The sequence below is a fragment of the uncultured Chitinophaga sp. genome, from assembly GCF_902168175.1.
Taxonomy (GTDB): Bacteria; Bacteroidota; Bacteroidia; order Chitinophagales; family Chitinophagaceae; genus Chitinophaga.
Genome location: NZ_CABHOU010000095.1, coordinates 62342 through 87598, shown reverse-complemented (window position 1 = coordinate 87598; position 25257 = coordinate 62342). Strand labels below are relative to the sequence as shown.

Annotated in this window: 22 protein-coding genes; 9 read left to right on the top strand and 13 right to left on the bottom strand. The window is 47.2% G+C overall.

The annotated features are described in order from the left end of the window. Positions 1-3: 3 nt before the first annotated feature. The 3 genes from QZT80_RS21610 to QZT80_RS21600 form a co-directional block, all read right to left on the bottom strand. Entirely contained in the window at positions 4-1185 is a 1182-nt protein-coding gene (locus tag QZT80_RS21610) for an aldose epimerase family protein (protein ID WP_295127108.1), read from the bottom strand. A 572-nt stretch (positions 1186-1757) separates the two neighbouring features. Further along, positions 1758-2732 carry a deoxyhypusine synthase family protein gene (locus QZT80_RS21605; protein WP_295127106.1) on the bottom strand — a complete coding sequence of 325 codons (975 nt, stop codon included), beginning with the start codon at positions 2730-2732 and terminating at the stop codon, positions 1758-1760. 158 nt (positions 2733-2890) lie between these two features. After that, on the bottom strand, positions 2891-3343 hold the full coding sequence (locus tag QZT80_RS21600; protein WP_295127102.1) for a hypothetical protein: 453 nt from the start codon (positions 3341-3343) through the stop codon (positions 2891-2893). A 464-nt stretch (positions 3344-3807) separates the two neighbouring features. Here QZT80_RS21600 and QZT80_RS21595 point away from each other — a divergent pair, with 464 nt between their 5' ends. The 6 genes from QZT80_RS21595 (at position 3808) to QZT80_RS21570 (ending at position 8962) form a co-directional block, all read left to right on the top strand. After that, positions 3808-4347, top strand: a complete 540-nt coding sequence (locus QZT80_RS21595) for an acyl carrier protein phosphodiesterase (RefSeq protein ID WP_295127099.1) — start codon at positions 3808-3810, stop codon at positions 4345-4347. A gap of 62 nt (positions 4348-4409) precedes the next feature. Continuing rightward, entirely contained in the window at positions 4410-5018 is a 609-nt protein-coding gene (locus QZT80_RS21590; protein WP_295127096.1) for a DUF2911 domain-containing protein, read from the top strand. 566 nt (positions 5019-5584) lie between these two features. Next, positions 5585-6754 carry a cystathionine gamma-synthase gene (locus tag QZT80_RS21585; protein ID WP_295128105.1) on the top strand — a complete coding sequence of 390 codons (1170 nt, stop codon included), beginning with the start codon at positions 5585-5587 and terminating at the stop codon, positions 6752-6754. Positions 6755-6905: 151 nt separating this feature from the next. Continuing rightward, positions 6906-7676, top strand: a complete 771-nt coding sequence (locus QZT80_RS21580; protein ID WP_295127094.1) for a TIGR02757 family protein — start codon at positions 6906-6908, stop codon at positions 7674-7676. 6 nt (positions 7677-7682) lie between these two features. Next, positions 7683-8633 (top strand): DUF6263 family protein, encoded by a 951-nt coding sequence (locus QZT80_RS21575; RefSeq protein WP_295127092.1) that lies wholly within the window; start codon positions 7683-7685, stop codon positions 8631-8633. Then, positions 8633-8962: a hypothetical protein gene (locus tag QZT80_RS21570; protein ID WP_295127089.1), complete on the top strand. Its 330-nt coding sequence runs from the start codon at positions 8633-8635 to the stop codon at positions 8960-8962. Before QZT80_RS21575 ends, QZT80_RS21570 begins: the two co-directional genes overlap by 1 nt. Before the next feature lie 74 nt (positions 8963-9036). Here QZT80_RS21570 and QZT80_RS21565 read toward each other — a convergent pair whose 3' ends face one another. The 4 genes from QZT80_RS21565 to QZT80_RS21550 all read right to left on the bottom strand — a co-directional run bounded on the left by QZT80_RS21565 (position 9037) and on the right by QZT80_RS21550 (position 13530). Then, a complete protein-coding gene (locus QZT80_RS21565; RefSeq protein ID WP_295127086.1) occupies positions 9037-9702 on the bottom strand; it encodes a sterol desaturase family protein in 666 nt (221 codons plus the stop codon). A gap of 104 nt (positions 9703-9806) precedes the next feature. Next, positions 9807-10451 carry a polysaccharide deacetylase family protein gene (locus QZT80_RS21560; protein ID WP_295127083.1) on the bottom strand — a complete coding sequence of 215 codons (645 nt, stop codon included), beginning with the start codon at positions 10449-10451 and terminating at the stop codon, positions 9807-9809. Positions 10452-10507: 56 nt separating this feature from the next. After that, positions 10508-12286 (bottom strand): glycoside hydrolase family 9 protein, encoded by a 1779-nt coding sequence (locus QZT80_RS21555; RefSeq protein WP_295127081.1) that lies wholly within the window; start codon positions 12284-12286, stop codon positions 10508-10510. Further along, complete coding sequence (locus QZT80_RS21550) at positions 12283-13530, bottom strand: serine hydrolase (RefSeq protein WP_295127078.1); 1248 nt, start codon at positions 13528-13530, stop codon at positions 12283-12285. The genes QZT80_RS21555 and QZT80_RS21550 overlap by 4 nt, the downstream gene beginning before the upstream one ends. 128 nt (positions 13531-13658) lie before the next feature. Here QZT80_RS21550 and QZT80_RS21545 point away from each other — a divergent pair, with 128 nt between their 5' ends. Continuing rightward, on the top strand, positions 13659-14672 hold the full coding sequence (locus tag QZT80_RS21545) for a fumarylacetoacetate hydrolase family protein (protein ID WP_295127076.1): 1014 nt from the start codon (positions 13659-13661) through the stop codon (positions 14670-14672). A gap of 23 nt (positions 14673-14695) precedes the next feature. After that, positions 14696-15577 (top strand): flavin reductase family protein, encoded by an 882-nt coding sequence (locus QZT80_RS21540; RefSeq protein ID WP_295127073.1) that lies wholly within the window; start codon positions 14696-14698, stop codon positions 15575-15577. 56 nt (positions 15578-15633) lie between these two features. Here QZT80_RS21540 and QZT80_RS21535 read toward each other — a convergent pair whose 3' ends face one another. Both QZT80_RS21535 and QZT80_RS21530 read right to left on the bottom strand, forming a co-directional pair. Beyond that, entirely contained in the window at positions 15634-16368 is a 735-nt protein-coding gene (locus QZT80_RS21535; RefSeq protein ID WP_295127070.1) for a DUF4197 domain-containing protein, read from the bottom strand. 22 nt (positions 16369-16390) lie between these two features. Next, on the bottom strand, positions 16391-17224 hold the full coding sequence (locus QZT80_RS21530; RefSeq protein ID WP_295127067.1) for a universal stress protein: 834 nt from the start codon (positions 17222-17224) through the stop codon (positions 16391-16393). Between the two features lie 716 nt (positions 17225-17940). Here QZT80_RS21530 and lysS point away from each other — a divergent pair. Continuing rightward, positions 17941-19464 carry a lysine--tRNA ligase gene (gene lysS / locus QZT80_RS21525; protein WP_295127065.1) on the top strand — a complete coding sequence of 508 codons (1524 nt, stop codon included), beginning with the start codon at positions 17941-17943 and terminating at the stop codon, positions 19462-19464. Positions 19465-19529: 65 nt separating this feature from the next. Here the strand turns inward: lysS and QZT80_RS21520 are convergent, their stop codons facing one another. The 4 genes from QZT80_RS21520 to QZT80_RS21505 all read right to left on the bottom strand — a co-directional run bounded on the left by QZT80_RS21520 (position 19530) and on the right by QZT80_RS21505 (position 25245). Beyond that, positions 19530-21671 carry a S9 family peptidase gene (locus tag QZT80_RS21520; RefSeq protein WP_295127062.1) on the bottom strand — a complete coding sequence of 714 codons (2142 nt, stop codon included), beginning with the start codon at positions 21669-21671 and terminating at the stop codon, positions 19530-19532. 958 nt (positions 21672-22629) lie between these two features. Continuing rightward, complete coding sequence (locus QZT80_RS21515; protein WP_295127059.1) at positions 22630-22968, bottom strand: tRNA-binding protein; 339 nt, start codon at positions 22966-22968, stop codon at positions 22630-22632. A gap of 408 nt (positions 22969-23376) precedes the next feature. Further along, on the bottom strand, positions 23377-23901 hold the full coding sequence (lptC, locus tag QZT80_RS21510; RefSeq protein WP_295127056.1) for an LPS export ABC transporter periplasmic protein LptC: 525 nt from the start codon (positions 23899-23901) through the stop codon (positions 23377-23379). Between the two features lie 81 nt (positions 23902-23982). Continuing rightward, positions 23983-25245: a hypothetical protein gene (locus QZT80_RS21505; protein WP_295127053.1), complete on the bottom strand. Its 1263-nt coding sequence runs from the start codon at positions 25243-25245 to the stop codon at positions 23983-23985. Positions 25246-25257: the final 12 nt, after the last annotated feature.

Sequence of the window (25257 nt, the reverse complement as noted above, 5' to 3'; positions counted from 1 at the left end):
ATGTTATTTCTTTACGTCGAACTTGTAAACACATACGTGTTTGTAAGTCTGGCCAGGCCTTAACACGGTAGACGGGAAAGAAGGCTGGTTCGGAGAGTCGGGGTAGTGTTGTGTTTCCAGGCACAGTGCGCCGCGGAAGTTGTATACTTTACCACCTTTGCCCGTGTCTTTACCATCGATAAAGTTACCACCGTAGAACTGAACGCCGGGCTCTGTCGTCCATACTTCCATAAAACGGCCGCTGGTGGGTTCCTGAACGGTTGCCGCCAGTGTCAGCGAATCGCCTTTTTTGTTCAGCACCCAGTTATGGTCGTAACCTTTACCAAACTTCAGCTGCTCGTTATCTTCACCAATACGGGCACCGATAGCGGTAGGTGTGGTAAAGTCGAACGGCGTGCCCTTAACAGGCTCCAGTTTGCCAAAAGGGATCAGCGTACTGTCTACCGGTGTATACTTGTCTGCATTAATGTGCAACACATGGTCGTTAACGGTACCATTGCCTGCACCAGCCAGGTTAAAGAAAGAGTGATGCGTAAGGTTTACGATCGTAGGCTTATCGGTAGTAGCGCTGTAAGACACTTTAAACTCGTTGGCATCGGTCAGTTCGTAAGTCATGGTAATATCCAGTGCACCTGGGTAACCTTCCTCGCCATCGGCCGACAGGTAATGGAATACCACGGTTTTAGGATCTTTCTGCTCCATGTCCCAAACTACTTCATTATAGCCTTTTTTACCGCCATGCAGGTGGTTAGCGCCATTGTTGGTGAACAGTGTGTATTCTTTTCCATCGAGCTTAAATTTCCCCTTGGCGATACGATTGCCGTAACGGCCTACAACACCGCCATAATACTCCTCATGACCGGTCAGGTAACCTTTCAGGTCGCTGTAACCCAGCACGATATCTTCTTTTTTACCGTCTTTATCGGGCGTAAGCAGCGACACCACTTTAGCGCCGAAGTTGGTAACGGCCATTTCCACACCGTTGCTGTTTTTAAGGTAAAACAACTGCACCTTTTTACCGTCGATAGTAGTATCGAAGCCGGCAGCCGGAGCAATAGCTTCTACAGTGGTGGCAACAGCAGTGGAATCAACATGAGTACTGTCTGCAGCCGGTTTGTTACCGCCCTGCTGGCAGGCGGCGGCTCCTAAACATACGGTGGTTAAAAGCGGAAGAAGCTTTCTCATACGTGGGAAAATTTGGTTTTTATTGGTTTAAAAATGTAAAGTCATTGATAACAAGTGTCTAATATACACAATCTGGGGATTACCAACTAGACAGTAATTAACAGAAAGTTCGCTAAAAAGAAAAATATATAAGGGCGGAGGGAGGAAAGGTGTTTGTTTTTAAGTGAAGCTGGTGTGTAGCCCAACATATAGTGGTGCTGGACGATAGTCGGTGTACACATGGCATTTCCTGACAGCGCTGGGCGATAACCGATGTATACACCGCATTTCCAGATGATGCTCGCCCATAGTCTGTGTATGAACCACATTCCCTGATAACAGTTGGCGATAACCGATGTATACACGGCATTTTCTGATAGTGACGGCCAAGAGCCGTGTTCATTCTGCTAGATGCTGGTCCCCAGCTGTATATACACCGGATCTCTTGATAGCGCTGGGTAATAGTCACTATATACAAACCGCACTTCCCTAAAGTAACTCATAGCCAGTATATACACCGGAAACCGCCTTTACCTCACCCCAAAACAAAAGGCCCGGCAAAACCGGGCCTCCTGAACAAATATTTTAAACGCTTACCAGCCTAATACCCACGCAAAAATCAGCGGCGCTACGATGGTGGCGTCAGATTCTACAATGAACTTAGGTGTATTGATATCGAGCTTGCCCCAGGTGATTTTCTCGTTAGGCACTGCACCGGAGTAAGAACCGTAAGAAGTAGTAGAGTCAGATATCTGGCAGAAATAGCTCCAGAAAGGAACATCATGCCATTCCAGGTCCTGGTACATCATCGGCACCACACAAATCGGGAAGTCGCCGGCAATACCACCGCCAATCTGGAAGAAGCCCACGCCTTTACCGGCACTGTTGGCCCTGTACCACTCGGTGAGGGTTACCATGTACTCAATACCGCTTTTCATTGTGCTGGCCTTCAGTTCTCCCTTAATACAGTAAGAGGCGAAGATGTTGCCCATGGTGCTGTCTTCCCAGCCTGGTACTACGATAGGAATATTTCTTTCTGCAGCGGCGATCATCCAGCTATTCTTTGGATCGATCTCGTAATGTTCTTTCATTACGCCGCTAAGCAGCAGTTTGTACATATACTCATGCGGGAAGTAACGTTCGCCCGCCGCTTCAGCATCTTTCCAGATTTTGTAGATATGCTTCTGGATGCGGCGGAAAGCCTCTTCCTCGGGAATGCAGGTGTCGGTAACACGGTTAAAACCTTGCTCCAGCAGGTCCCACTCTTCCTGCGGACTCAGATCGCGGTAGTTAGGTACTCTTTTATAATGGCTGTGTGCTACCAGGTTCATGATGTCCTCTTCCAGGTTAGCACCTGTGCAGGAAATAATGTCCACTTTACCCTGGCGGATCATCTCCGCGAAGGAAATACCCAGCTCGGCCGTACTCATGGCGCCCGCCAGCGTAACCATCATCTTACCGCCTTCCAGCAAATGCGTTTCGTACCCTTTGGCAGCATCTACCAATGCCGCCGAGTTAAAGTGGCGGTAATGATGCTGGATAAACTGTGAAATCGGTCCTTTGTTCATGTTCATTTTTCTGTTTACAAATTCAGAGCGGCAAAGGTAGCCATTTTTTCAGGAAAGGGGCCGCCCCGGCTAACAGGCACAAAAAAAGACCGCAGGAATTACCTGCGGTCCTAAACACTGATCTTTAAATTTCCAGATTGGCGGAGACTCCAAACAATTTATGCTTTCCTGAGCTTCCTGTAAGTGCTAACCGAAGTTGAAGTAGCCCTTACGGTAGTCCAATGCGAATCATTTTCCAAAGTAATCATGTAAGTAGTGTAGCCTTCTGCAGCATACTCCACGATGTTGTGAATGTTCTGGTCAGGATACTTCTTCATTAACCTGGTAATTACGTTCAGCGGCAATTCGCTGTCGGTAAGGTAACGGGAAGTAGCCAGCAGGTTACCTTCGTTGTCGAAGTGTGCAGTTACTTTTGATGATTTGATGGTAAACTTGGCCACATAATTATCTTTCTGACCGGTGTACCAGGTAACATTTGCAGCGCCTGCAAATTCTCTTTCAAAAGATTCCATTACCTTTTTGTTACTAATAGAAATGCCGTCGAAGGCATTGGCTGTGCTGGTGGTGAAGACAACAACAGCAACTGTTAGAATGGCGATTAATTTTTTCATGGCGGAAAAATTTAATTGTTGCTTTTTTGTTTAAAAATTATTGTTTGATTTGATACAGCAAAGGTATATCGCCCGCAAAGCTATGTAAAGGGAATAGGTAAGAGTGGCGACGCTACGTTAAGTGATTGTGAAGCATGTTTAAACACCTACTACAAAAGGAGTATTTTTTAGCCGCAAAACCTTTACCAGCAAAGGAGTTGCAAGGAAATAAGGAATGTTGCAAACGCTGATGTTAAGCTTGTGTTAAAAGGGTTTTGTGATGACGACTGGTAAACGCTCCAAACGCTGTTCATATGCGTACAAGGTAAGTTCGAAATCGAACAATCCACTGAAATTATATTATATTTGATCCTCGCGAATGCTGTATACACCTGCGTTTCAGGCAATTCGCATCATTGTTGTATATGAACTATCTGGCCCACGCATATTTATCATTTAACCATACACCGTTCATAATCGGTAACATGATTGCCGACTTTGTGAAAGGCAAACAACTGCTGCAATACGCGCCAGCCGTGCAACAGGGCATACGCCTGCACCGAGCTATCGATAGTTATACCGATCATCATCCCGCCACGGCAAGCGCGAAGGTTTGCCTGAAAGGAGCCGTGGGCGCATATAGCGGTGTATACGTCGATGTTATTTATGATCACTTCCTGGCTAACGACGAGGCGCATTTCACTGCCAGCTCTCTCGACACCTTTTCGCAGGATGTGTATGGAGTCCTTACCAATCATCACGACATGCTGCCGCCAATGTTCCAGCAGATGTTCTCATATATGCGCCAGCATAACTGGCTGCTGCGTTACCGCGACATGGACGGTATTTCCAGCTCGTTCAACGGTATTACCCGCCGCGCCAAATACCTGGAGGTGCCGGGGGCTGTTCCTTTTAAAGCCTTTGAAGATCATTACGATACGTTAAAGGATTGTTACACGCAATTCTTCCCCGACCTTTTGCGTTATGCTAAAAGTTATCTTGAAGAACCCGGCAGCGTCTCCTGATTTAAGGATTTTGCGTACGTTTGGGTAATATTTGCTGTTAAACATTCAATCCACCGTAGAATATGAGGAAATTAATTGCATGCATCGCATTGTCATTATTATGTGCAGGCCATTCTTTTGCACAGGATAAGAAATTACCACCGCTGGACCCCAGCCCCATGGATATGGCTTACTACCCTGCCATGTATCCTTATGTGGTAAAAGTTAAAGGGGAGCCAGGCAGCCTGGTAGCCCGTGTGTTGTACAGTCGCCCGCAGAAAAAGGGACGTACCATTTTCGGTGACCTGGTAGAATATAACAAAGTATGGCGCTGCGGGGCCAACGAAGCTACGGAAGTAGAATTTTTCCGCCCGGTAACCATCGGCGGAAAATCCGTTCCAAAAGGCCGCTACACCGTGTACGCCATCCCTGCCGAAAGCAAATGGACGGTGATACTCAATAAACAAACCGACATCTGGGGCGCTTATAAGTATGAACCAGGTATGGACGTGGTACGCACCGAAGTGCCGGCCGATAACAACGCCGAAGAAACGGAAGCCTTTACCATGGCCTTCGAAAAAGCCAGCCAGGGCGCCAATATGGTAATGGCATGGGACAGAACCAAGGTAACCGTACCTATTAAATGGTCGGAAACGGTGGCCAAACCAGCCGTAAAGAAAACAACGAAATAAGTATTAAAAGCCTCACTAGAAAGGGCCCCGGCAATCGCCAGGGCCCTTTTGTTTATATAGTAGTTAAATTGGTACGAAAGAAAAAAGCGGTAAGAATACCGCCTTCAGAAATTTTAACCATATCCTATGAAAAACCTACGGTAAAGTTACTCCAATACCCCCTGCGGGAAAACCCGTTTCTGGTGAACGCTTAAAAAATGTTCGTAAGCGTAGCCAATCTCCCGGAGTCCGTATTTTAACCCCGTTTTTCGCTGCCAAACGTACGTAAATACCCGTCTGCGTAGTACTACGTAGCAAAATGCACAATGGGTGCAGGCATATCATAAACGCTTTAATACCAGGGAATAAAGAATGATCATGAAACAGGCATTGGCCCGCTGATCAGCCGCCGTTGTGTCACTCCCTTCAACTGCATTTCTACTATCAGCAACATCAAATTTTGCTGTCGTAAATACACCCGCATGCTCGAAACTGGCCTTAACGTCCGCTCATCCTCCGCTTCATCCTACCCCGCGGCATGACTATTGCGCAATTTTCCACACTGCAGGATTAATGAAAACCAGTACATTGCAAATACGAAACAAACACCGTCGACTATGAAGCTAGGCACCAAACTTATACATGCAGGCGTATCGCCCGATCCATCTACCGGCGCTATCATGACGCCCATCTTCCAAACTTCCACCTATGTACAAAACGCCCCCGGCGATCACAAAGGTTATGAATATGCACGCACCCAAAACCCTACCCGCAACGCCCTGCAGGATGCCCTGGCCGCCATTGAGAACGGCAAACATGGTCTTAGTTTCGGCAGCGGGCTGGCGGCTACCGATGCTGTACTTAAACTGCTAAACCCGGGCGACGAGGTGATTGCCTCTAACGACCTGTATGGCGGCACTTACCGCATTTTCACCAAAGTATTTCAGCGTTATGGCATAAAATTCCACTTCGTGGATATGCAGGAGGCTAAAAACATGGCCGCTTATATCACCCCGCAAACAAAACTGGTTTGGATAGAAACACCTACCAACCCTATGCTCAATATCATCGATATAGCCGCTGTGGCTAAAATCGCGAAACAGCACCAGTTGCTGCTGGCGGTGGATAACACCTTTGCGTCGCCCTACCTGCAAAATCCGCTGGACCTTGGCGCAGACATCGTAGTTCACTCGGCTACAAAGTACCTGGGTGGCCACAGCGATGTGGTGCATGGCGCTATTATCGTAAAAAACGATGAACTGGCGCAACAACTGGCCTTTATTCAAAATAGCTGCGGTGCCGTACCTGGCCCGCAAGACTGCTTCCTGGTGCTACGCGGTCTTAAAACCCTGCACGTACGCATGCAAAGGCATTGTGAGAACGGAGAGGGCATTGCCCGGTTCCTGCGTGGCCATGCTAAAGTTGGTAAAGTTTATTGGTGCGGGTTCGACGACCACCCCAATCATGCTGTTGCCCGCGAGCAAATGCGTGGCTTCGGCGGCATGATCTCCTTTACCCTTAAAAACGACGATATTGAAGCCGCCAAAAAAGTGCTGAGTAACACGCATCTCTTTTCCCTGGCCGAAAGCCTCGGCGGCGTAGAGTCGTTGATCGGCCATCCGGCTTCTATGACCCACGCCTCTATTCCAAGGGAAGAAAGGCTCAAAAACGGGCTCACCGATTCGTTGATAAGACTGAGCGTTGGCATCGAAGATATAGATGACCTCATAGCGGATCTGGAGAAGGCAATCGGATAAAATTCAAGAAACACGGGCAAAAAGGAGCTAACTCTCGCACAAACAATGTATTTTTAGCCTGTTTCGGCTAACGAGCCGTAGATTTTACCATTACACCTATGAACCGGCGCTGACATGTAAACATGAACCGCTAGTTTGCAATAAACTAAAGATGAAGGCCCAGTTAAAACCATTCCTGGAGGCTAAAGTAGCCCACTATAACCAGCCGGCGTTTATCGACGGCGATCCGGTGTCTATACCACACCGTTTCACAAAACTGCAGGACATCGAGATTGCCGGGCTTTTTGCCGCAATCCTTGCCTGGGGAAACCGAACTACGATCATCAACAAAAGTAAAGAACTCATGGGGCTTTTTGACAATGCCCCGTACGACTACATCCTCAATCATCAGCCCCGCGACCGGATGAGCCTGATGTCGTTTACACACCGCACCTTTAACGGCCTGGATTTACTCTATTTCGTTGAATACCTGCAACACTATTATACCAACGTTACTTCGCTGGAATACGCTTTTAGCGGGCATATGGACCCCAGCGACCCCACCGTGGAAAAAGGACTTATCGGCTTCCAGAAGATGTTTTTCATGTTGGAACACCCCGAACGTACCCGTAAACACATTAGCACACCCGCTAAAAACTCCGCCTGCAAGCGGCTTAATATGTACCTTCGGTGGATGGTGAGAAAGGATGAAAATGGCGTGGATTTTGGTATATGGCAGCATATAAAACCCAGCCAGCTCGTATGTCCTATGGATGTACACGTGGCCAGAGTAGCCGCCCGCCTGGGAATGATAGAAAAAGCCGAAGCCAACTGGCGCACTGCCGTAGAACTCACAGAACAGCTGAAGGAAATGGACCCGAAGGACCCTGTGAAATATGATTTTGCCTTATTTGGCCTCGGGGTTGTTGAAAAATACGTTTGATAAAGTATGATGATGAAAAAATTATGGACGGCCGCGCTGCTTACCATCGGTAGCTTTTCTCTGCAGGCGCAGGACCAGAACTATGTTGATCTGAACTACAAATTCCAGAACGCACAACAGTTCGAACTTAACATGGAAAGCCGCAGCGAAACGTACATAACCGTAAATGACATCGTGCAGCGTACCACCCGCGACTTTAACGGCAAAATGAATGTAGAGGTCACCTCCATCAGTGCAGGCGTTACCGTACTCACCTGGAAATACCAGCAAATCCGCTTCAATTACAACTCAAGGAACGTAAATGCCCTGGTAGACGCCAGCATTGCTAACGATAAAGAACCACTCACTGCGGCCCTCGCCAAATTACTGAATCAGCCCTTTACCGTAGAAATCCAGAACACTGGTATCATCAACAAGGTAGAAGGACTCGATCAACTCACTCAACAAGCTGCCACCACCTTTGCTTCTCTTAAAGAAGATGAAAGGGCCGCCTATACCAAACTGCTCACCGACCAGTTTGGCACCCAGTCCTTCCGCTCATGGCTGGAGCAACTGTTGGTAATTTATCCGGCCCATGGCATTAAAACCGGCACTCAGTGGGAAGAAAGTGTGCCGTTACGCACAGGCCTGGTAGGCCGCACAGACCTCTACTGGAACCTGCAAACCTGGGACAACCAAACCGCTAAGATTGGCGGTACGGCTAAAATCAAAACCGATAAACTGGAAGTACTTACCCTCGACGACGATATTAAAGCTACCGCCGAAATTAACGGCGACATGCAAAGCAATTACCTGATTAACCGCGAAAGCGGCCTGCCCAGCATTTGCATCCAGACTACAGAAATGAAGGGCGAATACATCTACAAGGTGAATAAAAAGAAAAGGATCAAAAACGAGATCAAAGTACCCGTGAAGGTGATTACCAACGCCTCCTACAAGTTCAAGCAAATAAAGTAATGCCGGTAGACGTACTGTTACAGGAAACAGGCAAGCTGCTTAAAAAGGAAGCCGACCTTAAGTTCCGTGGTAATGTAACCATGGAAAAACTGGAGCAGGCCCTCGCTTTAAGGCTGGAGCAGCTGATTAACCAGGACTTTCAACAGTTCGTGATGCTGTTGTATACGGTAGATGTATCTGAAAGAAAAATAAAAGAAATACTGGCCGGCGAAGGTCAGGACGATGCTTACCTGCTTATTGCCCGCCTGATCATTGAACGGCAGTTCCAAAAAGTAAAATCAAGGGCAGAAAGCCGGGAGAACAGCCCCGGGGAATGGCTCGACTGTTAGATGACATGCAACATATCAACATAAAAAAAGCCGGCTTATAACAAGCCGGCTTTTTCGTTTATATCAATTCCTTATTATGATTTCTTATCGAACATCAGTTCCTGAGATTTCTCTTTATCCTCCTGAACACCGATGAAGAAGGTGCCAAATACATGGTCCCAGATGGAAGTGCTTACACCAAATCCACGATCATGGTCTTTGTAGTGATGCAGGTGGTGGTTGCGCCATAAAGCTTTCATCCATTTAAAAGGAGGATTAAAAGCATGTATAGCATAGTGCATGGTACCGTAAATGAGGTAACCCAAGATAAAACCAGGGAAGAACATAAACGTTGCCTGGCGCAGGAAAATCCAATGAAGCGCGAACAGCACCGCTGCCAATATAAGGCTCGGTACCGGCGGCATAAACAGGCGCTGACGGTCGCGCGGATATTCGTGGTGGTTACCGTGTAACAGGTAAGCCAGCCTGGCTATAGCTTTGTTTTCGCTCACAATATGGAACACAAAGCGGTGCAGCAGATACTCTGCCAACGTCCAGAACAGGATAGCCCCCAGGAAGGTAAGCATAACCGTTTGGCCCGAATAACCAAGACTATTGTAGGCAAACCACAGGCTCCAGATAATCAGGGGAAGGTACATACCCCAAATGATCAGCGGATGCGTCTTGGTCAGTATCTCCAGATACTCACTCTCAAATAATCTTGCTTGCCCCTTATTCTTAACTTTTGTTTCTACCTGCATGACTCCAGTTAGTTTTTTAAATTTTGTGATTGATTGTAAATTCCGGTGACAGTAGTAGGTTTTTACAGTCAATTAGCCGTAACCATTTGTTTTTAAGCTCCTTATCATAGCCGTAGTAACTCCGGCACAGTTTGCAATCGATAATTTCCCGACTGTAAATATCGCACCATTTTGCTCAACTTAAAATAAAATTTATCTGTCCGTTTCGGATCGGTCCCGATATGCACCAGCAGCATAAAGCCATTTAAGCCAGATGGTTGCTGCGATTCATAGGAAACCACCGACTCATAAATCTCCTGGCTGCTCCGGTACCGGTTACCCATTTCCGGCCAGGTATAGTCTGCATTACTACGGGTCCCGGGTGTAAAGTTAACCAGTTTTAAGCCACTAGCAAGCGTCCAGGCCGTAATTGTGTCATTATACCACTCGTACGGAGGCAGAAAATAAGCCGCCTCGTCCTTACTAACTCCCCACTGCGCAAGGGCTTCATAGCTGTCTGTAAGATCTTTGTCAAATTCCTCACGGGTCACCAGCAGACTGTCGCGCTTCGTCCAATCGTTATATAACAGGTGCTGGTCGGAGTGCGAACCCAGGTAATGGCCGTCCTTTTTGAGGGTAGCGATCAGTTCCTTAAAAGCAGGATTGCGATAGAAGCGGCCGGTAAAAAAGAAGGAAGCCTTCACTTTATGCTGCCTAAGCACCTTCGCAATGTGCATACCGCCATCCGCAAACTCATCCCCGGTAAACACCAGTGCCAGTTGCTTTTTAGTACTGTCGCCCCGTATAATGCCGCCATGGCTATAGGTCAGGGCTTTTTTTTTACATGCGCGGACTCATACTCCTGGGCTGCCATCAGGTAAATGAGGCTGGCGGTACCGTCCATCGTAGGCTCGTTGGTGGAGTAGTCGCCAAAATCATCGTGGTACACGGCCAGGTCCGACTGGAAAGGAGCGTATTCGTCACCATTATTGAGTTTAATACCTAAAAGGCCTTTATAAATACTGGTATACACAGGCCCATCCACCAAACCGCCCGACACCGGGTAGTTGTACAGGTGAGAGAAAGAGGAATGCGGATCCTCCGGCATATCGCCCATAAAAGGCAGCCCTACTACCATACTGGTGCCCCAGGGATTACAGCCCAGCAGCCAGTCGATACAGGCCTGTTCCAGTTCGCGGTAAGTATTATCGCCGGTAGCCTTGCGGTAAAGGCCGCATTGGATGGCAAAAGAGGCCGTAAGGTTATTGGAACACCAGATAAAGGGGATACCGCGGTAAAACGCATTACTACGGCTCTTTTGCCAAACAGCGTCTATTCCTTTGCGGTACATCTCCATCCATTCTTTTTTATCACCCTGTACTGCCAGCTCGTAATGCCCGAAGTTGTGAAACGGGTACCACTGATAGTGCCTCGCCGTATCGGCCCCCATCCAGGGAGTTACTGGTTCTTCCCTCGCCCACACCTTTGCCTGGTCTGTAATGGCGTTATCTTTCTTTAACAAACCGAGCTGCGTGGCAGCCAGCTCCATATCGTCTTTCCAGTTGTCTTCTTCATAAAAATAGGGGGCGCCGCAGGGGGCGGTCTGGCATACACCGGGCTTAGCCAGGCCCAGTTTGTAGGCCGACAGAGCCCGGGTTTCGAGCTGCGATGCGTACCCCTGGTCGGTTTTACCGAGCAGGTTAGCGCCGAGTGCGAACGCGCTGGTGAACTTACCGGCCGTGGAGGCCAGTCCTGTAGAACGGTTCTGGTACTTTTTCAGCCCCTGCGGTTCGCCGGTGCAAAAGTATACCGGCCGCTCCATGCCATTACCGCCGTAAGTAAGCGTGTCCTGGTTAGGCAATCGCATACCGCGGTGGTCGCGGTCATCAGCAATCTGGTTAAACAACTGATCTTCCTGCGGGTGCATACGCAACATCCAGTCGAGGCCCCAGCGGGCTTCATCCAGCACATCGGGTACTTTGTTCATACCATCTTCGCCGCTGGCGGTGTGCTGATCGGTAAACACCGGCGCAAAATCACGGTAAGCGGCCAGTAAATGATAAGTCGCGTTGGCGGACGTGGTTACGTATTGCAGGTAGTCGGTGGCATCGTGCCAGCCGCCCCTTGCATCTATGTGTGTGCCATCGGGCATGGGACCATAAACAGTAAACCCGTCGTCCCTGTGACAACTATCTTTTAAAAAAGGATTATAACCGCACCGCTGTTGACGCATGTACTGTAAACAAAAATCTGCGGTCCCTTTATATACATCGCTGGCAATACGGAATTCGGGCGAACGGGCTGCGCCGGCCTTCAGATAATAATTGCCGCTTTTCTGAAATGCCGTGAACGGCAACCGCCAGCTATGTACAAATGGCCCCCAGGCACCAAAATCGTTGCCTGTTTTACCTTCGAATACAACTTTGTTACTCCCTGCTTCGCACAGCGCAAACGTTTTTACGGTCGCATCATTCTTAATGCCTAATACTGCCACCTTCACCCCTCCGGGTGTATACCCCAGCTGGTTGATCCGTATCCATGCCGTCGCACTGTCTGCGCGGGCCTGTGCTATAAAGGGTAATAATAGTAAGGCGAGTAACTTCATAACGCGTTTTTATAATCGATCTTAAATTGCCGCAAGTCGGGTTTATTAGCCCGCTTACGCTTTAATTCGTAGTTGTAAATAATGTTACCTACTTCCTTGAAAAAGGGATAACCAATCTCCTCGTACTCATATTTATTATCGTTTAAAATACCATCACGGTTTACATAGATAACCCCGCTCAGCATAAATTCTACGTTGTGCTTAAAGTCAACAATGTAGGCTACATCGGTAAGAAAGCCGTACGACCAGCCGGTTTTATTGAACACACGCATGTAGTCCGGGATCTTACTTTTACCGGCTTTAAACAGGAAGAACTTGGTATAACTGTCGAAATATTCTGCAGTATCGTAACGCGGGTAATCCGACTCAGAAGGAAGTTCGGACATGTAACGGTACAGGAATTTATAATCGGCCGGTGTTAGGTGGAAGCGTTGCTTCGCCGGCACAGACGCCGGGAATAATGCAGACTGTAATATTTGCTGTAAATCGGCCAGCGGTACATTGTTATGCCTGCTAAAGTCCATAGGCTGGTTGATCAGGCTATCGTTTTTATCCCAGTGACCTTTGCCCACCATCAGTTGCCTGCTGTAATCATACTTCAAACTACTATAAGCCGCCGGCTGTGTATACACCGCACGTCCATCTGCTTCAAACCTCACCGGGTTCGTATGCCTGTTTCCTTCCTCGGTTGCCGGGGCAAAACGTCGTACAATACGGATGTCTTTATACCCCTTCGCCCATAACTGTTCGTGGATAGTTTGCTGGCCAATAAACTCGTACAAACGATTGTACGCGTCGTTATCACTTACTAAAAACACCTTTTTAATATAGTGCGCTATACTGGCCAGGCCATTGGCCGAAGAGGTATCGCCCGTTACTTTCGTTTGCCCGGCGTATGCACTATCTATAAACAGGGGTGTGTTCTTATCCACTTTTATCGCATTCAGCTTTTCCAATGCCAGAAAGGCCAGTGGCATCTTTACGGTGGAGGCGGGATTAAAGTAGCGCTTCGCGTCCACATCATAATAAAAGTGCTGAAACGTGGGTCGATTACGTGCATCGCGGTCGATACGGGTGTAGATGATCTGGCATTGGAACGAGTCGGGATATTGCAGCACATGCCTCAATAAAGGGGAGGCCTGCTCGTGCAGCAAGTCGTCTAAAAACTTAGACGTGCGGGATTGTGCATGAATTGACCCCATGCAACCGATCCCTAAAAACAGTCCCAGAACACATCTAAACATACTACTGTATTGGTAAATATCCCTAAATCTAATAAACTATTGTTACATATCCCAACGGCTAAAAACGCAAAAACCGGCATCGATAATCTCTTTATATTTGGCCCCTCATACGCCACAAAAAAATTGATATGAAATTAGTTACTTACTTAAGAGAGGAAGTAGACCAGTTAGCCATGCTGGTCGACGGTAAACTGTATAACATGCAGGACCTCCATCCCGACCTTCCTACCACGATGCACATGTTCCTGTTAATGTGGGACGAGGTGATAGAAGTGGCCAAGGCCATTGATCTTGGACTGAAGGAAGGCCGCAAATCCACCAGGGCTATAGGTATTCCTTATGAAGATGTTCAGGTACTGGCGCCCGTACCATTCCCTACCTCCTGCCGCGATGGTTATGCCTTTCGCCAGCACGTTGCTGCCGCCCGCCGCAACCGTAAAGTAGATATGATAGCGGAGTTTGATCAGTATCCCATCTTCTACTTCACCAACCATAACGCCATCCAGGGCCCGGGTGCTATTCAGTGCATGCCCGATCACTTCGACAAACTGGACTTTGAACTGGAAGCTGCCATCGTTATTTCCAAACGTGGCCGTAACATTACTGCAGCCGAAGCCGACGATTACATTGGCGGTTACATGATCATGAACGACATGAGCGCACGTACCCTGCAAATGGAAGAAATGAAACTGAACCTCGGCCCCGCTAAAGGCAAAGACTTCAGCACCGTAATAGGCCCCATGCTGGTTACGCCCGACGAACTGGAAGCATTTGAAGTGCCCGCCAAAGAAGGTCATACCGGTAAAGCATATAATCTTAAAATGAAGTGCTGGGTAAATGGTGTGCAGGTAAGCGAAGGTAATATGGGCGATATGGACTGGACTTTTGCCGAAATCGTTGAACGTTGTGCATATGGCGCCGATATTATGCCAGGCGATGTAATAGGCAGCGGCACCGTAGGTACCGGCTGTTTCCTGGAACTGAACGGTACAGGCAAACTAAACGACCCCAATTATAAAGAGCAATGGTTACAGGCAGGCGATGTGGTAGAAATGGAAATAGACGGGCTGGGCAAATTGTCCAACACCATTGTAGCAGAAGAAAGTAATTTCTCACTACTGGCCATTAAGAAAAACGTGTAAGATCAATACCAAAACCGACCATCATGAAAATTATTCCGGGTGAGGTAAAAACCAGCGAGCTGCATGCCTATCTCTTAGGCGCAATAGCTCCACGGCCCATTTGTTTTGCCAGCACGGTGGACGAAAACGGCCAGCCTAACCTCTCACCCTTCAGCTTTTTTAACGTGTTTGGCGCCAACCCGCCAACACTCATATTTTCCCCCGCCCGCCGCGTGCGCGACAATACCGTTAAACATACCCTCGAAAATATTTATGCCACCAAAGAGGTGGTCATTAATGTGGTGAGTTACGATATGGTACAACAGGCATCGCTCTCCAGCTGCGAATACCCGAAAGGTGTAAACGAGTTTGAGAAGGCGGGCTTTACACCGATCGCCTCTGAAAAAGTAAAACCTTTCCGTGTAAAGGAAAGCCCTGTTCAGCTGGAGTGTATCGTAAAACAGGTTATCGAAACCGGCCAGGAAGGCGGTGCCGGCAACCTGGTGATATGCGAGGTGGTAGCCATGCACATTAACGACAACATTCTGAATGAAGCCGGTAAAATAGATCCGCATAAAATAGATCTCGTTGCCCGCATGGGTGCCGACTATTACTGCAGGGCCTCCGGCAGCGCTGTGTTTGAGGTTGATAAACCGCAAACGAAACTGGGCATCGGGGTAGATGCATTACCTGCCGCTATCCGTAACAGCCATGTGCTTACGGGCAACAATCTTGGCCAGTTAGGCAATGTATACGAAATACCGGTAATCGATCCGGCATTTCACGATGATCATTTGAAAAACATCATCCAGTACTATAGTATTAGTCCGGATGAAATGGAGAAGGAGTTACATACTTACGCTAAAAAACTGCTGGATAGTAACCAGGTGCACAACGCCTGGCAAATACTACTCGCCTCTAACTAAAAATAATGGCCGTTACGCTTACACGTTAACGGCCATTTCTATCTAAAGTAAAGCGTTTACGATTTACCAAACACCTTTTTAAGCAAGGCAGAAGTTTGTGCAGCAGGGTTAGCCCTGATGTTGGCTTCCTCTTTCGCGATCTGGTCGAACAGGGCTTTTACAGCCATATCTGTTACGTATTCGTCCAGGTTCGGATTTACCTTGTTCATGGTAGTAGGCAGACTGTTATATTTCGTAACCAGGTCGCCGTAATAGCGGGTAGCGCTTGTTTTTTCGAGTGATGAAGCGATAACCGGTTTAAACGCGCCGCGCAGTGTGTCGGTAGTTTTGCCTTTAAAGTAATCGGTAGCAGAAGTATTGCCGCCGGTTACCAGTTTCAGCGCATCGGTAATGCTCATTTGTTTGATCGCATCTACGAAAATGGGCTTGGCAGAACCTACTGCTTCTTCGGCTCCACGGTTAATTTGCATAATGGCTTTATCCACCATACTGCCCATACCCAGGCTGCGTAATGTTTTTTCCACTTTCACCGCGTCTGGTGGCAACAACACTTTATACAATTCACTTTTGTAGAAACCATCTGTTTTGTTCAGGAATGAAATACCATTAGCCACACCTTGTGCCAGGGCTTCTTTAATGCCCGAGCCGGCTTCGCTTTCGGTAACACCGGCACCTGTTGTGCTGCCGGTAGCTTTGTTCAATGCCTGCGAGGCTTTCTTTAACAGTTGTGCCTGCGAAACCTGTACTGCCAGGACGCCGGAAAATAGGAACAGGAGAGATTTTTTAAGCATAGCTTGATGTCGGTTTAAATAACTATTGATGTATGGATAGTAACGGTATCGTGGTATGAAATGCGAAACGGGATGCATGGCTGCGTTTGAAAATACTTTCGAACAAACCGTGTTTGCGTGGTACAATTAAAATGATATCTGCACCGTGACTTTCTGCAAATTCCGTAACGGCGTCCACTACGCCGTTGCTATCTATGAAATGATATTGCGGATTATATCCTTTAAGCAGCTGGTCCAGTTGCTGGCCTTCTGCAGAAAGGCTGCCGTCGTTCTGTTTATTGTCTGTGCTTACATTTACCACGTGCAGCTCGGCGTTAAACAGGTCAAGCAGTTTCTTTAATGGTTCGATAGGAGTGGTTTTGACTACATTTTTCAGGTTGCAGGCAAAAGCGATCCTTCTTACCGGTTTAAAAGTAGCTCCATTGGGTACTACTACTATCGGGTAGCGACTGTTTTTCACCACATCGACCGTATTAGAACCCACCAGGATCTCTTCCAGCTGGCTCCCACCGGTGATGCCCATTACTACCAGTCCGGCGCCTTCCTCGTTACAAATATTGTCGAGGTTAGCGGCCAGCAAATGATTTTCGGCCCGGGTTTCCAACACAATACCTGCGGCCAGTTCGGCGGCCAGTACTTTTCTCATAGTCTCCAACCCTTCGTTACTCGCCGCGCGCAGCTCATCTATATCCACCATCGGCACGGCCGTTGGCAAATCGGGAATCGGCACTATCAATTCGTAGGCGTGATACAGGAGTATACGGCCTGCGCCCAGCTGATTAGCCAGTTGCAGTGCATACCTGGCTGCGTTGTAAGCGGTTTCAGAAAAATCGGTGGGTACAATGATCGTCTTCATGGGTGTTGATTTTTAAAATTTCCGTTCAATTCCAATGCTCTGCTGTCAATCTTCAATTATATCTAATAGCAATAATCTTACCACATCAATACATTAGTAAAAATAACAATTTATTTGATATTTCAGGTATCAGTACACATTCAAAGCTAGGACTCGGGCATTGATTTCCAACGTTAAAATTTGTTAAATCGGCGTAGTGGGAAAATTAGGGGGCAGCCCGGCAGAATACCGCTATTAAACCGCCGTTGCGTCGCACTCTTCAGCAACAGCACAGGTATTGGGCAGAGAGGTTCAGGCATCCCTGCACCATCTAAGCAGGATCGTTATAGAATACTTCGTACATATTAGGTAGATCTAAGGTTCATTGTAGGTTCATTCTAGGCTAAAATACCTAGAATGAACCTACAATGAACCTAGAATGAACCTAGAATACACCTTAGATGGAGCAAGGATCGTCATACGGGGTAGCCAGCATCTTACTTAGGAGGTTAATAGGAAGGAGGGTTAGTGTTAACATTTTGATTTACTGAAGGTTATGCGTAATATGGAAGCTGCGCAACCGCCAATGGCCCGGTTCAGTATCAAAAGTTGAAGGGAGTGACACAACGGCGGCCGGGGAGCGGGCTAATGCCCGTCCCAATCCCTTATCATAATACGGGCGAAAACGACTATTTTTGCACTCCGTTAAATTAAAAATCAGGCTTGATTAACATACAATGAGCACAATTACACAAAACCTGTCTGAACAGGAACAGATACGCAGGGATAAATTGAAACAACTGCAGGAACTGGGAATCGATCCGTACCCGGCGCCGGAATACCCGGTAAATGCAGTGTCTACCGATATTTTGGCCAGGTACAGCGAAGAAACCAAGGAACAGTTCCAGGACGTGTGCCTTGCAGGCCGCATCATGAGCATCCGCGACATGGGTAAAGCCTGTTTCGTGAAGATCCAGGACGGCGCCGGCCGCATACAGGGCTACATTCGCCGCGACGATATTTGTCCTGGTGAGGATAAAACCCTGTTTGATGTAGTGTTCAAGAAACTGATGGACATTGGCGACATCATCGGCATTAAAGGCTATGCCTTTGTTACCAAAACCGGCGAAACATCTATCCATGTAAGGGAACTGGAGCTGCTGTCGAAAGCGTTGCGCCCGTTACCGGTGGTGAAAGAAAAAGATGGTGAAACTTTCGATGCGGTTACCGACATCGAGTTCAAATACCGCCAGCGTTATGCAGACCTCATCATTAATCCGCAGGTGAAAGAGGTATTTGTGAAACGCACCAAATTAATGAAGACCATCCGCGACTTCTATAACGACCTGGGTTACCTGGAAGTGGAAACACCTATCCTCCAGCCTATCCCGGGCGGCGCCGCTGCACGTCCGTTCATTACGCACCACAACACACTGGACATGCCTTTGTACCTGCGTATTGCCAACGAACTGTACCTGAAACGCCTGATCGTAGGTGGTTTTGAAGGTGTGTACGAGTTTGCAAAAGACTTCCGCAATGAGGGTATGGACCGCACGCATAATCCTGAATTTACCGTAATGGAAATGTACGTGGCGTACAAAGATTACGAGTGGATGATGCGTACCACCGAAAGCCTGCTGGAGAAAATAGCGATTACGTTACATGGTACTACCGAAGTGCCTGTAGGCGATAATATCATCAATTTTAAGGCACCTTTCCGCCGTGTAACCATGTACGAGGCCATCCAGGAACATACCGGCATCGACATCAGCAACATGAACGAAGAGCAGCTGCGCGATACCTGCCGCACACTCGGTATCCATGTAGAACCAAGTATGGGTAAAGGCAAACTGGTAGATGAGATTTTTGGCGCCAAAGCCGAAGGCCACTACATTCAGCCGACCTTTATTACCGACTACCCGGTTGAAATGAGTCCGCTCACTAAAAAACACCGCAGCAAACCAGGACTCGTAGAGCGTTTCGAGTTAATGGCAAATGGTAAAGAAATTGCCAACGCCTACTCCGAGCTGAACGATCCTATCGACCAGCGCGAACGTTTCGAAGAGCAGCTTGGCCTGGCACAACGCGGCGACGACGAAGCGATGTTCATCGACCACGACTTCCTGCGCGCACTGGAATACGGTATGCCGCCAACCTCCGGTATCGGTATCGGCATCGACCGTTTGACCATGCTGATGACGAACCAGCCGTCTATCCAGGATGTACTGTTCTTCCCGCAGATGCGTATTGAGAAAGAGTAGTTTTTATACAGATAAAAAAATGGCGGCACTTATCAGTGCCGCCATTTTTTATGCTTATCAACTTATTATTTCAGCAAAGCTTCCGGAACCGGTTTGCCCAGCAGGTACTGGTAGTAAAAACGGTTCGCTTCGGCACGTGAGTGTGCGCCCTTAGCGCCGCCCCAGCCATGCCTTTCACCCGGATATACCATGAACTCGAAGTGTTTATTCAGGTCTTCCAGTTTATCGACCAGCTGAATGCTGTTTTGCAGGTGAACATTATCATCCATAGTGCCATGCACAATGCGCAGCATGCCTTTATATTTATCAGCATACGTCATAACCGAAGTAGCTTTGTAACCTTCCGGGTTTTCCTTTGGTGAATCCATGAAGCGTTCTGTATAATGACTGTCGTACAGGTGCCAGTCGGTTACGGAGTAACTGGCAATACCGTAGTTAAATACATCTGCGCCGTAGGTGAGGGCCATGCAGGTCATGTAACCGCCATAGCTGCCACCCACCATACAAATTTTGCTGCCATCTACACCAGGCTGTGTTTTGAGCCAGTTAGCCGCGTCCATAAAATCTTCAATTTCATATTTACCCAACTGGCGGTGAATGTAGTTCATACCCACTTTACCAAGATGTCCGGCAGCGCGGTTATCCACCACTACCTGGATGAGACCTTCTTTAGCGTACCATTGCGGCATTAAGGAAGGTTTCCAGGTATCGTAAATAGTTCCTGCATCGGGGCCGCCGTAGATGCTGATAAGGACGGGGTATTTTTTACCCTGCTCCATGTTCAGCGGCCATACGATAGTGATAGGCAGCGTGAGACCGTCGCGGGTTTTATATGTTTTTAATTCAGGCAGCGCGAGTTGGTATTCGTCCATAGCGGCTGTTTTGCTATCGCCCAGTTCGCGCACCACTTTACCTTTATCATTGAGCAAAGCCATTTTAGTGGGCGTGCGCATGTTTGAGTAAGAAGTGATGAAGTAGCCGCCGCCTGGTGCCACCTTTACATCGTGCGAGTAGTCGCCGAAGGTGAGGCGGGTAATAGGGCCGCCGTTGAGGCTTACTTTGTAGAGGTCGTAACGGGTAGAGTGTTCTTTACGGGCCGTAAAATATACGAGTTGTTTTTTCTCATCTACCTCTACCAGGTCTTTTACACGCCAGTCGCCCGTAGTCAGTTGCTTTTTCAGCGAACCGTCCATATTCAGCAGGTATAAATGGTCCCAGCCCGACTTATCACTCTGGATAATAAACCCTTTATTGTTAGCCAGGAAAGTGAAAGGTTTAAACCAGTCGATCCATGTCTTTTGCTTTTCGTCGTATACTTCCTTTTTAGCGCCTGTTTTAGGGTCTACGGAGTAAATCTTCAGGTTGTCTTGTCCGCGGGGCATCCACTGCAGCCAGAGGCTTCCATCGGCCGCCCAGAAGGGGGTACCGAAGTATTGATCGTCCTGGGGATTGAAGTCGGCCCAGGTAATGTTGCCACCGGTAACAGGTACAATGCCCAGTTTTACCTCCGGGTTATTGTCGCCCGACTTAGGGTAACGTGTGTTTTCGAGGTAGCCGTGCTGGCCAACCTGGCTATAAATCGGGAACACAGGCACCTTGGTATCGTCAAACCGCATGAACGCAATGCTTCGGCTGTCGTTACTCCACCAGAAAGCCTTGTAACGTGAAGAGCGACCAAGTATTTCCTCGTAATATACCCATGATGCCCATCCGTTATAAATCACGTCAGAGCCGTCGGTAGTATACTGAGTCTCCTTTTTAGAAGCAATATCTATTGAATAAAGGTTGTTGTTACGGGTAAACGCCACGTATTTGCCATCGGGCGAAAGGGTGGGGTTCTTTTCTTCCTCCCTGGTATTAGTAAGCTGTGTTTCACCGCTGCCGGGCGTTTGCAGGTAAACGTCGTTATTACGCACACTTACTGACTGGCCGGTAACGGGTGGCGGAGTGTAAGCTTCTGCCTTACCGGTAGCCGCATTCACTTTAAATTGTTGCAGTCTGCCACCTTCGCGGCGGTTCTCAATGTAATGGTCCTTATCCAGCCAGCTGTTGATGAACGGTAAAGGTTTGGATAACAGCGAAGGCTGTTTCAGGATAACATCCAATGTAAGTTCCTTTTTCGTTTGTGCATGCGCCCGGGGCATAGCAAGGGAAAGGAGTAATACGCCGGCTACTGCTACCGGGTATCTGTTAAGCTTAATACTCATATACCTGCAGGTTGATTTTGATTTGTTGTCAATGCAGCTAAATTAAATAACCGTGGCCAAATTGTTAAGTATAATTACACAGGCGTTACTCCTGCTTTACAAGCTGCAATCCGCCCCCACCGGATATTGTCAAAAAACTACCGGTTATGCAACCATTGCCTGCAATTAAGAAATGGGGCTGTGTTGTGAGTTTATAGCATGTAAATTTGAATAGGTTTTTCATAGGATATGGTCGAAATAAGTAGGGCAGTACTCTTACTGCCCTTTTTTTATGCAATAAGGTATTAGTGATGCGCCAGCATCAACATTAATATTTTCGAACATATAATCTGGAAACATTAAAACACCTATTAACCTGTATAATAAATGATGCCTGGGAATTGAGAGAAGCAGAGAAGCTTGAGGTAGGGGCAAAAAAACAGGGCTGCAAGAATACAGCCCCGAAAAATTTTAACCATATCTTTATTGAAAAACCTAGAACGAATTTCTATAATTTAGAAACACCTTTAATTTGGAATCTAGCGAACGATGTATTTTATCTGGTGAACGATGAGAAACTGCCAATGAACGTTTAGCCCTTCTTTTAGAAAACTCCCACTCGTTTTAAGAATTTAACAATCAATAAGTTAGATGATATATAAAAACACATCATTTAATACTTAATTATGTTCTTGTATATCTATCACGTATTTAAATTTACGCAACGAATGTAATTTGATTTAGGCGAGCAAGAAGTGAGTGAGGGAAAAATGGGGTTAAGTGAAATAGAAAAGGCGGTAAGAATACCGCCTTTGTAATAATTTTAACCATATCCTATGAAAAACCTGATGCAAATATATAGTCCACATATATCGTTTTTTTTACGATTCCCGTGAACGTATGGTTTTTGTTCGTAAATGTCATTTTTTAAGCGGGGAGAACACGCATTATAATTAATATCAAATTAATATTAATCACACTAAGACACGCGTAATCCATTCTTTACCTCCCGGTCAGGTTGTAATAAAGTCACCTCTTTATCGTCGCCAACGGCGCCAAGCACCAGGCATTCGGAAAAGAAGTTAGCGATTTGTTTTACGGGGAAATTAATCACTGCAACTACTTGTTTACCTATCAGTTCCTGCTCGTTATATAAACGCGTGATTTGTGCCGACGAACGTTTTATGCCTATTACCTGGCCAAAGTCTATTTCGAGCTGGTAAGCGGGATTGCGGGCGTTAGGGAAAGGGTGTACGGCAACGATAGTGCCTATGCGCATTTCTATCTTCTCAAAGTCGTTCCATGTAATTGTTTCCATAGCGGTTAAGTTACTGTATTGGGGGGAAAAAATAAAGGGCGGTAAGAATACCACCCTCAGTTATTTTAACCATATCCTATGAAAAACCTTAACAAAGGTAGGCAGCTGCGTCAGCCCGTCAACCCCAAACTCGTGAAATGTCTTTTTTAGTTGGTGAATGCGATGGATTGGCAGCTGTTAACAAGCATTTAACGAGTAACGTATTTCTCGCATATAAAGCATTTTAACCGTAACGCATTAGACGTCAATATGCGGCTGACAGGCCTATAAATAAAGGCCTTCCATAGAGGAGGCTGGCATGGTTGTTGCCCGTTTAGTACTGAAATTTTAGATTAAAAAAATAGGTTAAAGCGAAAAAACCAATCAGTTTAAACTGATTGGTTTTTTTCGTTATAGTAATGACTACTGTTATTTCGGAATGGTATCGCGTGCAGGCGTTACCGGTATTGCTCCTGAATCGGGAGCGGGAAGTGGTTGCTCGAATTGGAAATCGCCGTGGGCTTTTTCGAGTGACATGTCCGAGAAGTCGCTGTTACTTACGAACGATGTGCCGAACATAGGCGCTCCATCTTTGATGTAACGTACGGCGGTATCAGACGAAAACTTCTGGGTAAGGGCATCGTATTTCAAACGGTGGCAATCCATGCGGGCATGTGTTACCGTGTTAATAAACACAACACTGTCTCTTAAAAATATATCGCCGTTACTTTCAAAGTACTTGCCGTATTTGGCGGTAAGGGTGCTGGTGAGGTTCAGGGAATCGTCGTAGAACAATACTTTCATTCCCTTCGAGAACTCCACAAAAGCCGGGTGTTGCAGGTGACGTTGCATATAAGGACCCGTAAGCTCAGCCTTTACATGGCCTGCCTGGCTGATGATCACTTTAATATCAAAGCCTTCCTCTACCCCTATAGCGCTTTTATCAAGCGCCATGATCTGCTCGAGTTTATTCTCGCAGCTACAAAGCAAAATGCCCAGAGTAGTATATAACAACAGCTTTTTCAACGGAAAACCTTAGTCGTATTTTTGTTTGATGAACCAGCGGTCGCTAAGGCTGAAGCCGAGGCCTACGCGGTAAAAGTTCTCTTTTAACAACGTATTGTTATCGCCCCTGCGGCCAATTTCAAACGAAAGGTTCACAATAGAGAACTGGTTAGAGTACATCATTCTTCTAACCGGCAACCCTGCACCGAAGGTTACAGCCATGGCCGACATGTCCTGTCCGCCCAGTTTGATGTAATCCTGGCCATAGTAACCACCCAGGCGGTAAGTTACCCTGTTCCAGTAGCCTTTAAGCGCCAATACGTTTGGTGTAAACTGGCCACCTACTGCCACCTTCCAGGTATCGCGGGTAGAATCGGCCTCTTTATAGTTGCGGTATTCGGACCATTTACCGGAGGTAAAGTCAGCACCGAACTGCCACTTGTCTATCTTTTTAAACATGATACCTGCACCAAACTGCTGCGGGTACACGATATTTCCGCGGTCGCCACTGGTATAGGATACTGTATCCTGTGTACCGTAGTCGTTGGAACCTGCATCGTAGTACAGCGTTTCGCGCAATACTTCGCGTCGGGCTTTAAGCTTTTGCTCAAAGTTACCGGAAGCACCCAACACCATACTGGTTTCCTTGTTCAACTTAATTTCATACTGCAGCCCAATGTTATAGAAGAAACTCTGGTAGGTAGTACGTTTGCTATGTTGCGAAGGAAAAGTATTGGACTCAAGGGGATAAATTGCCTTGGTACTGTTCTGAATGTTGCCAAAAATGTACCCTGCATTAAACCCTACGCTGATACCCTTCCAGCCAAAACCAGAACCGATGTAAGCCTGGTAAACGCCACCGGTACCCTCGTATTGGTAAAGTACAGGCATCTGTAAGGTATCGAAGAAGATGCGTTCCTCGCTACGCGTAATGTTGTAAGAAACGTTGGTCATAGGCCTCAAACCTGCTACAACGCCCCACTTATTACGGAGGGGAATGCCGAGCTGGAGGTAAGCCAGGTTTCCAAGTCCTGAGCTAAAGGACTGATCTTTATCTGTGATCTTTTTAACGCCGCCTTCTAAAGCCACGTCATAAGTCACCAATTTCAGGTTCGAGTAGCTGGCCGGATTCGTAAAGTTAACCGACTGAAAATCGCTGTAAGCCTGGGATACTCCACCCATACCGCGGTTTACCACGTGCTGTGTGTTGTACAGATCACCAAGGCCATAACGCGAGTAAGGAGAATTCTCCTGCGCTTTAACATCGTTCGCTACTACGACACACCCAGTCAAGCAGCAAATAAT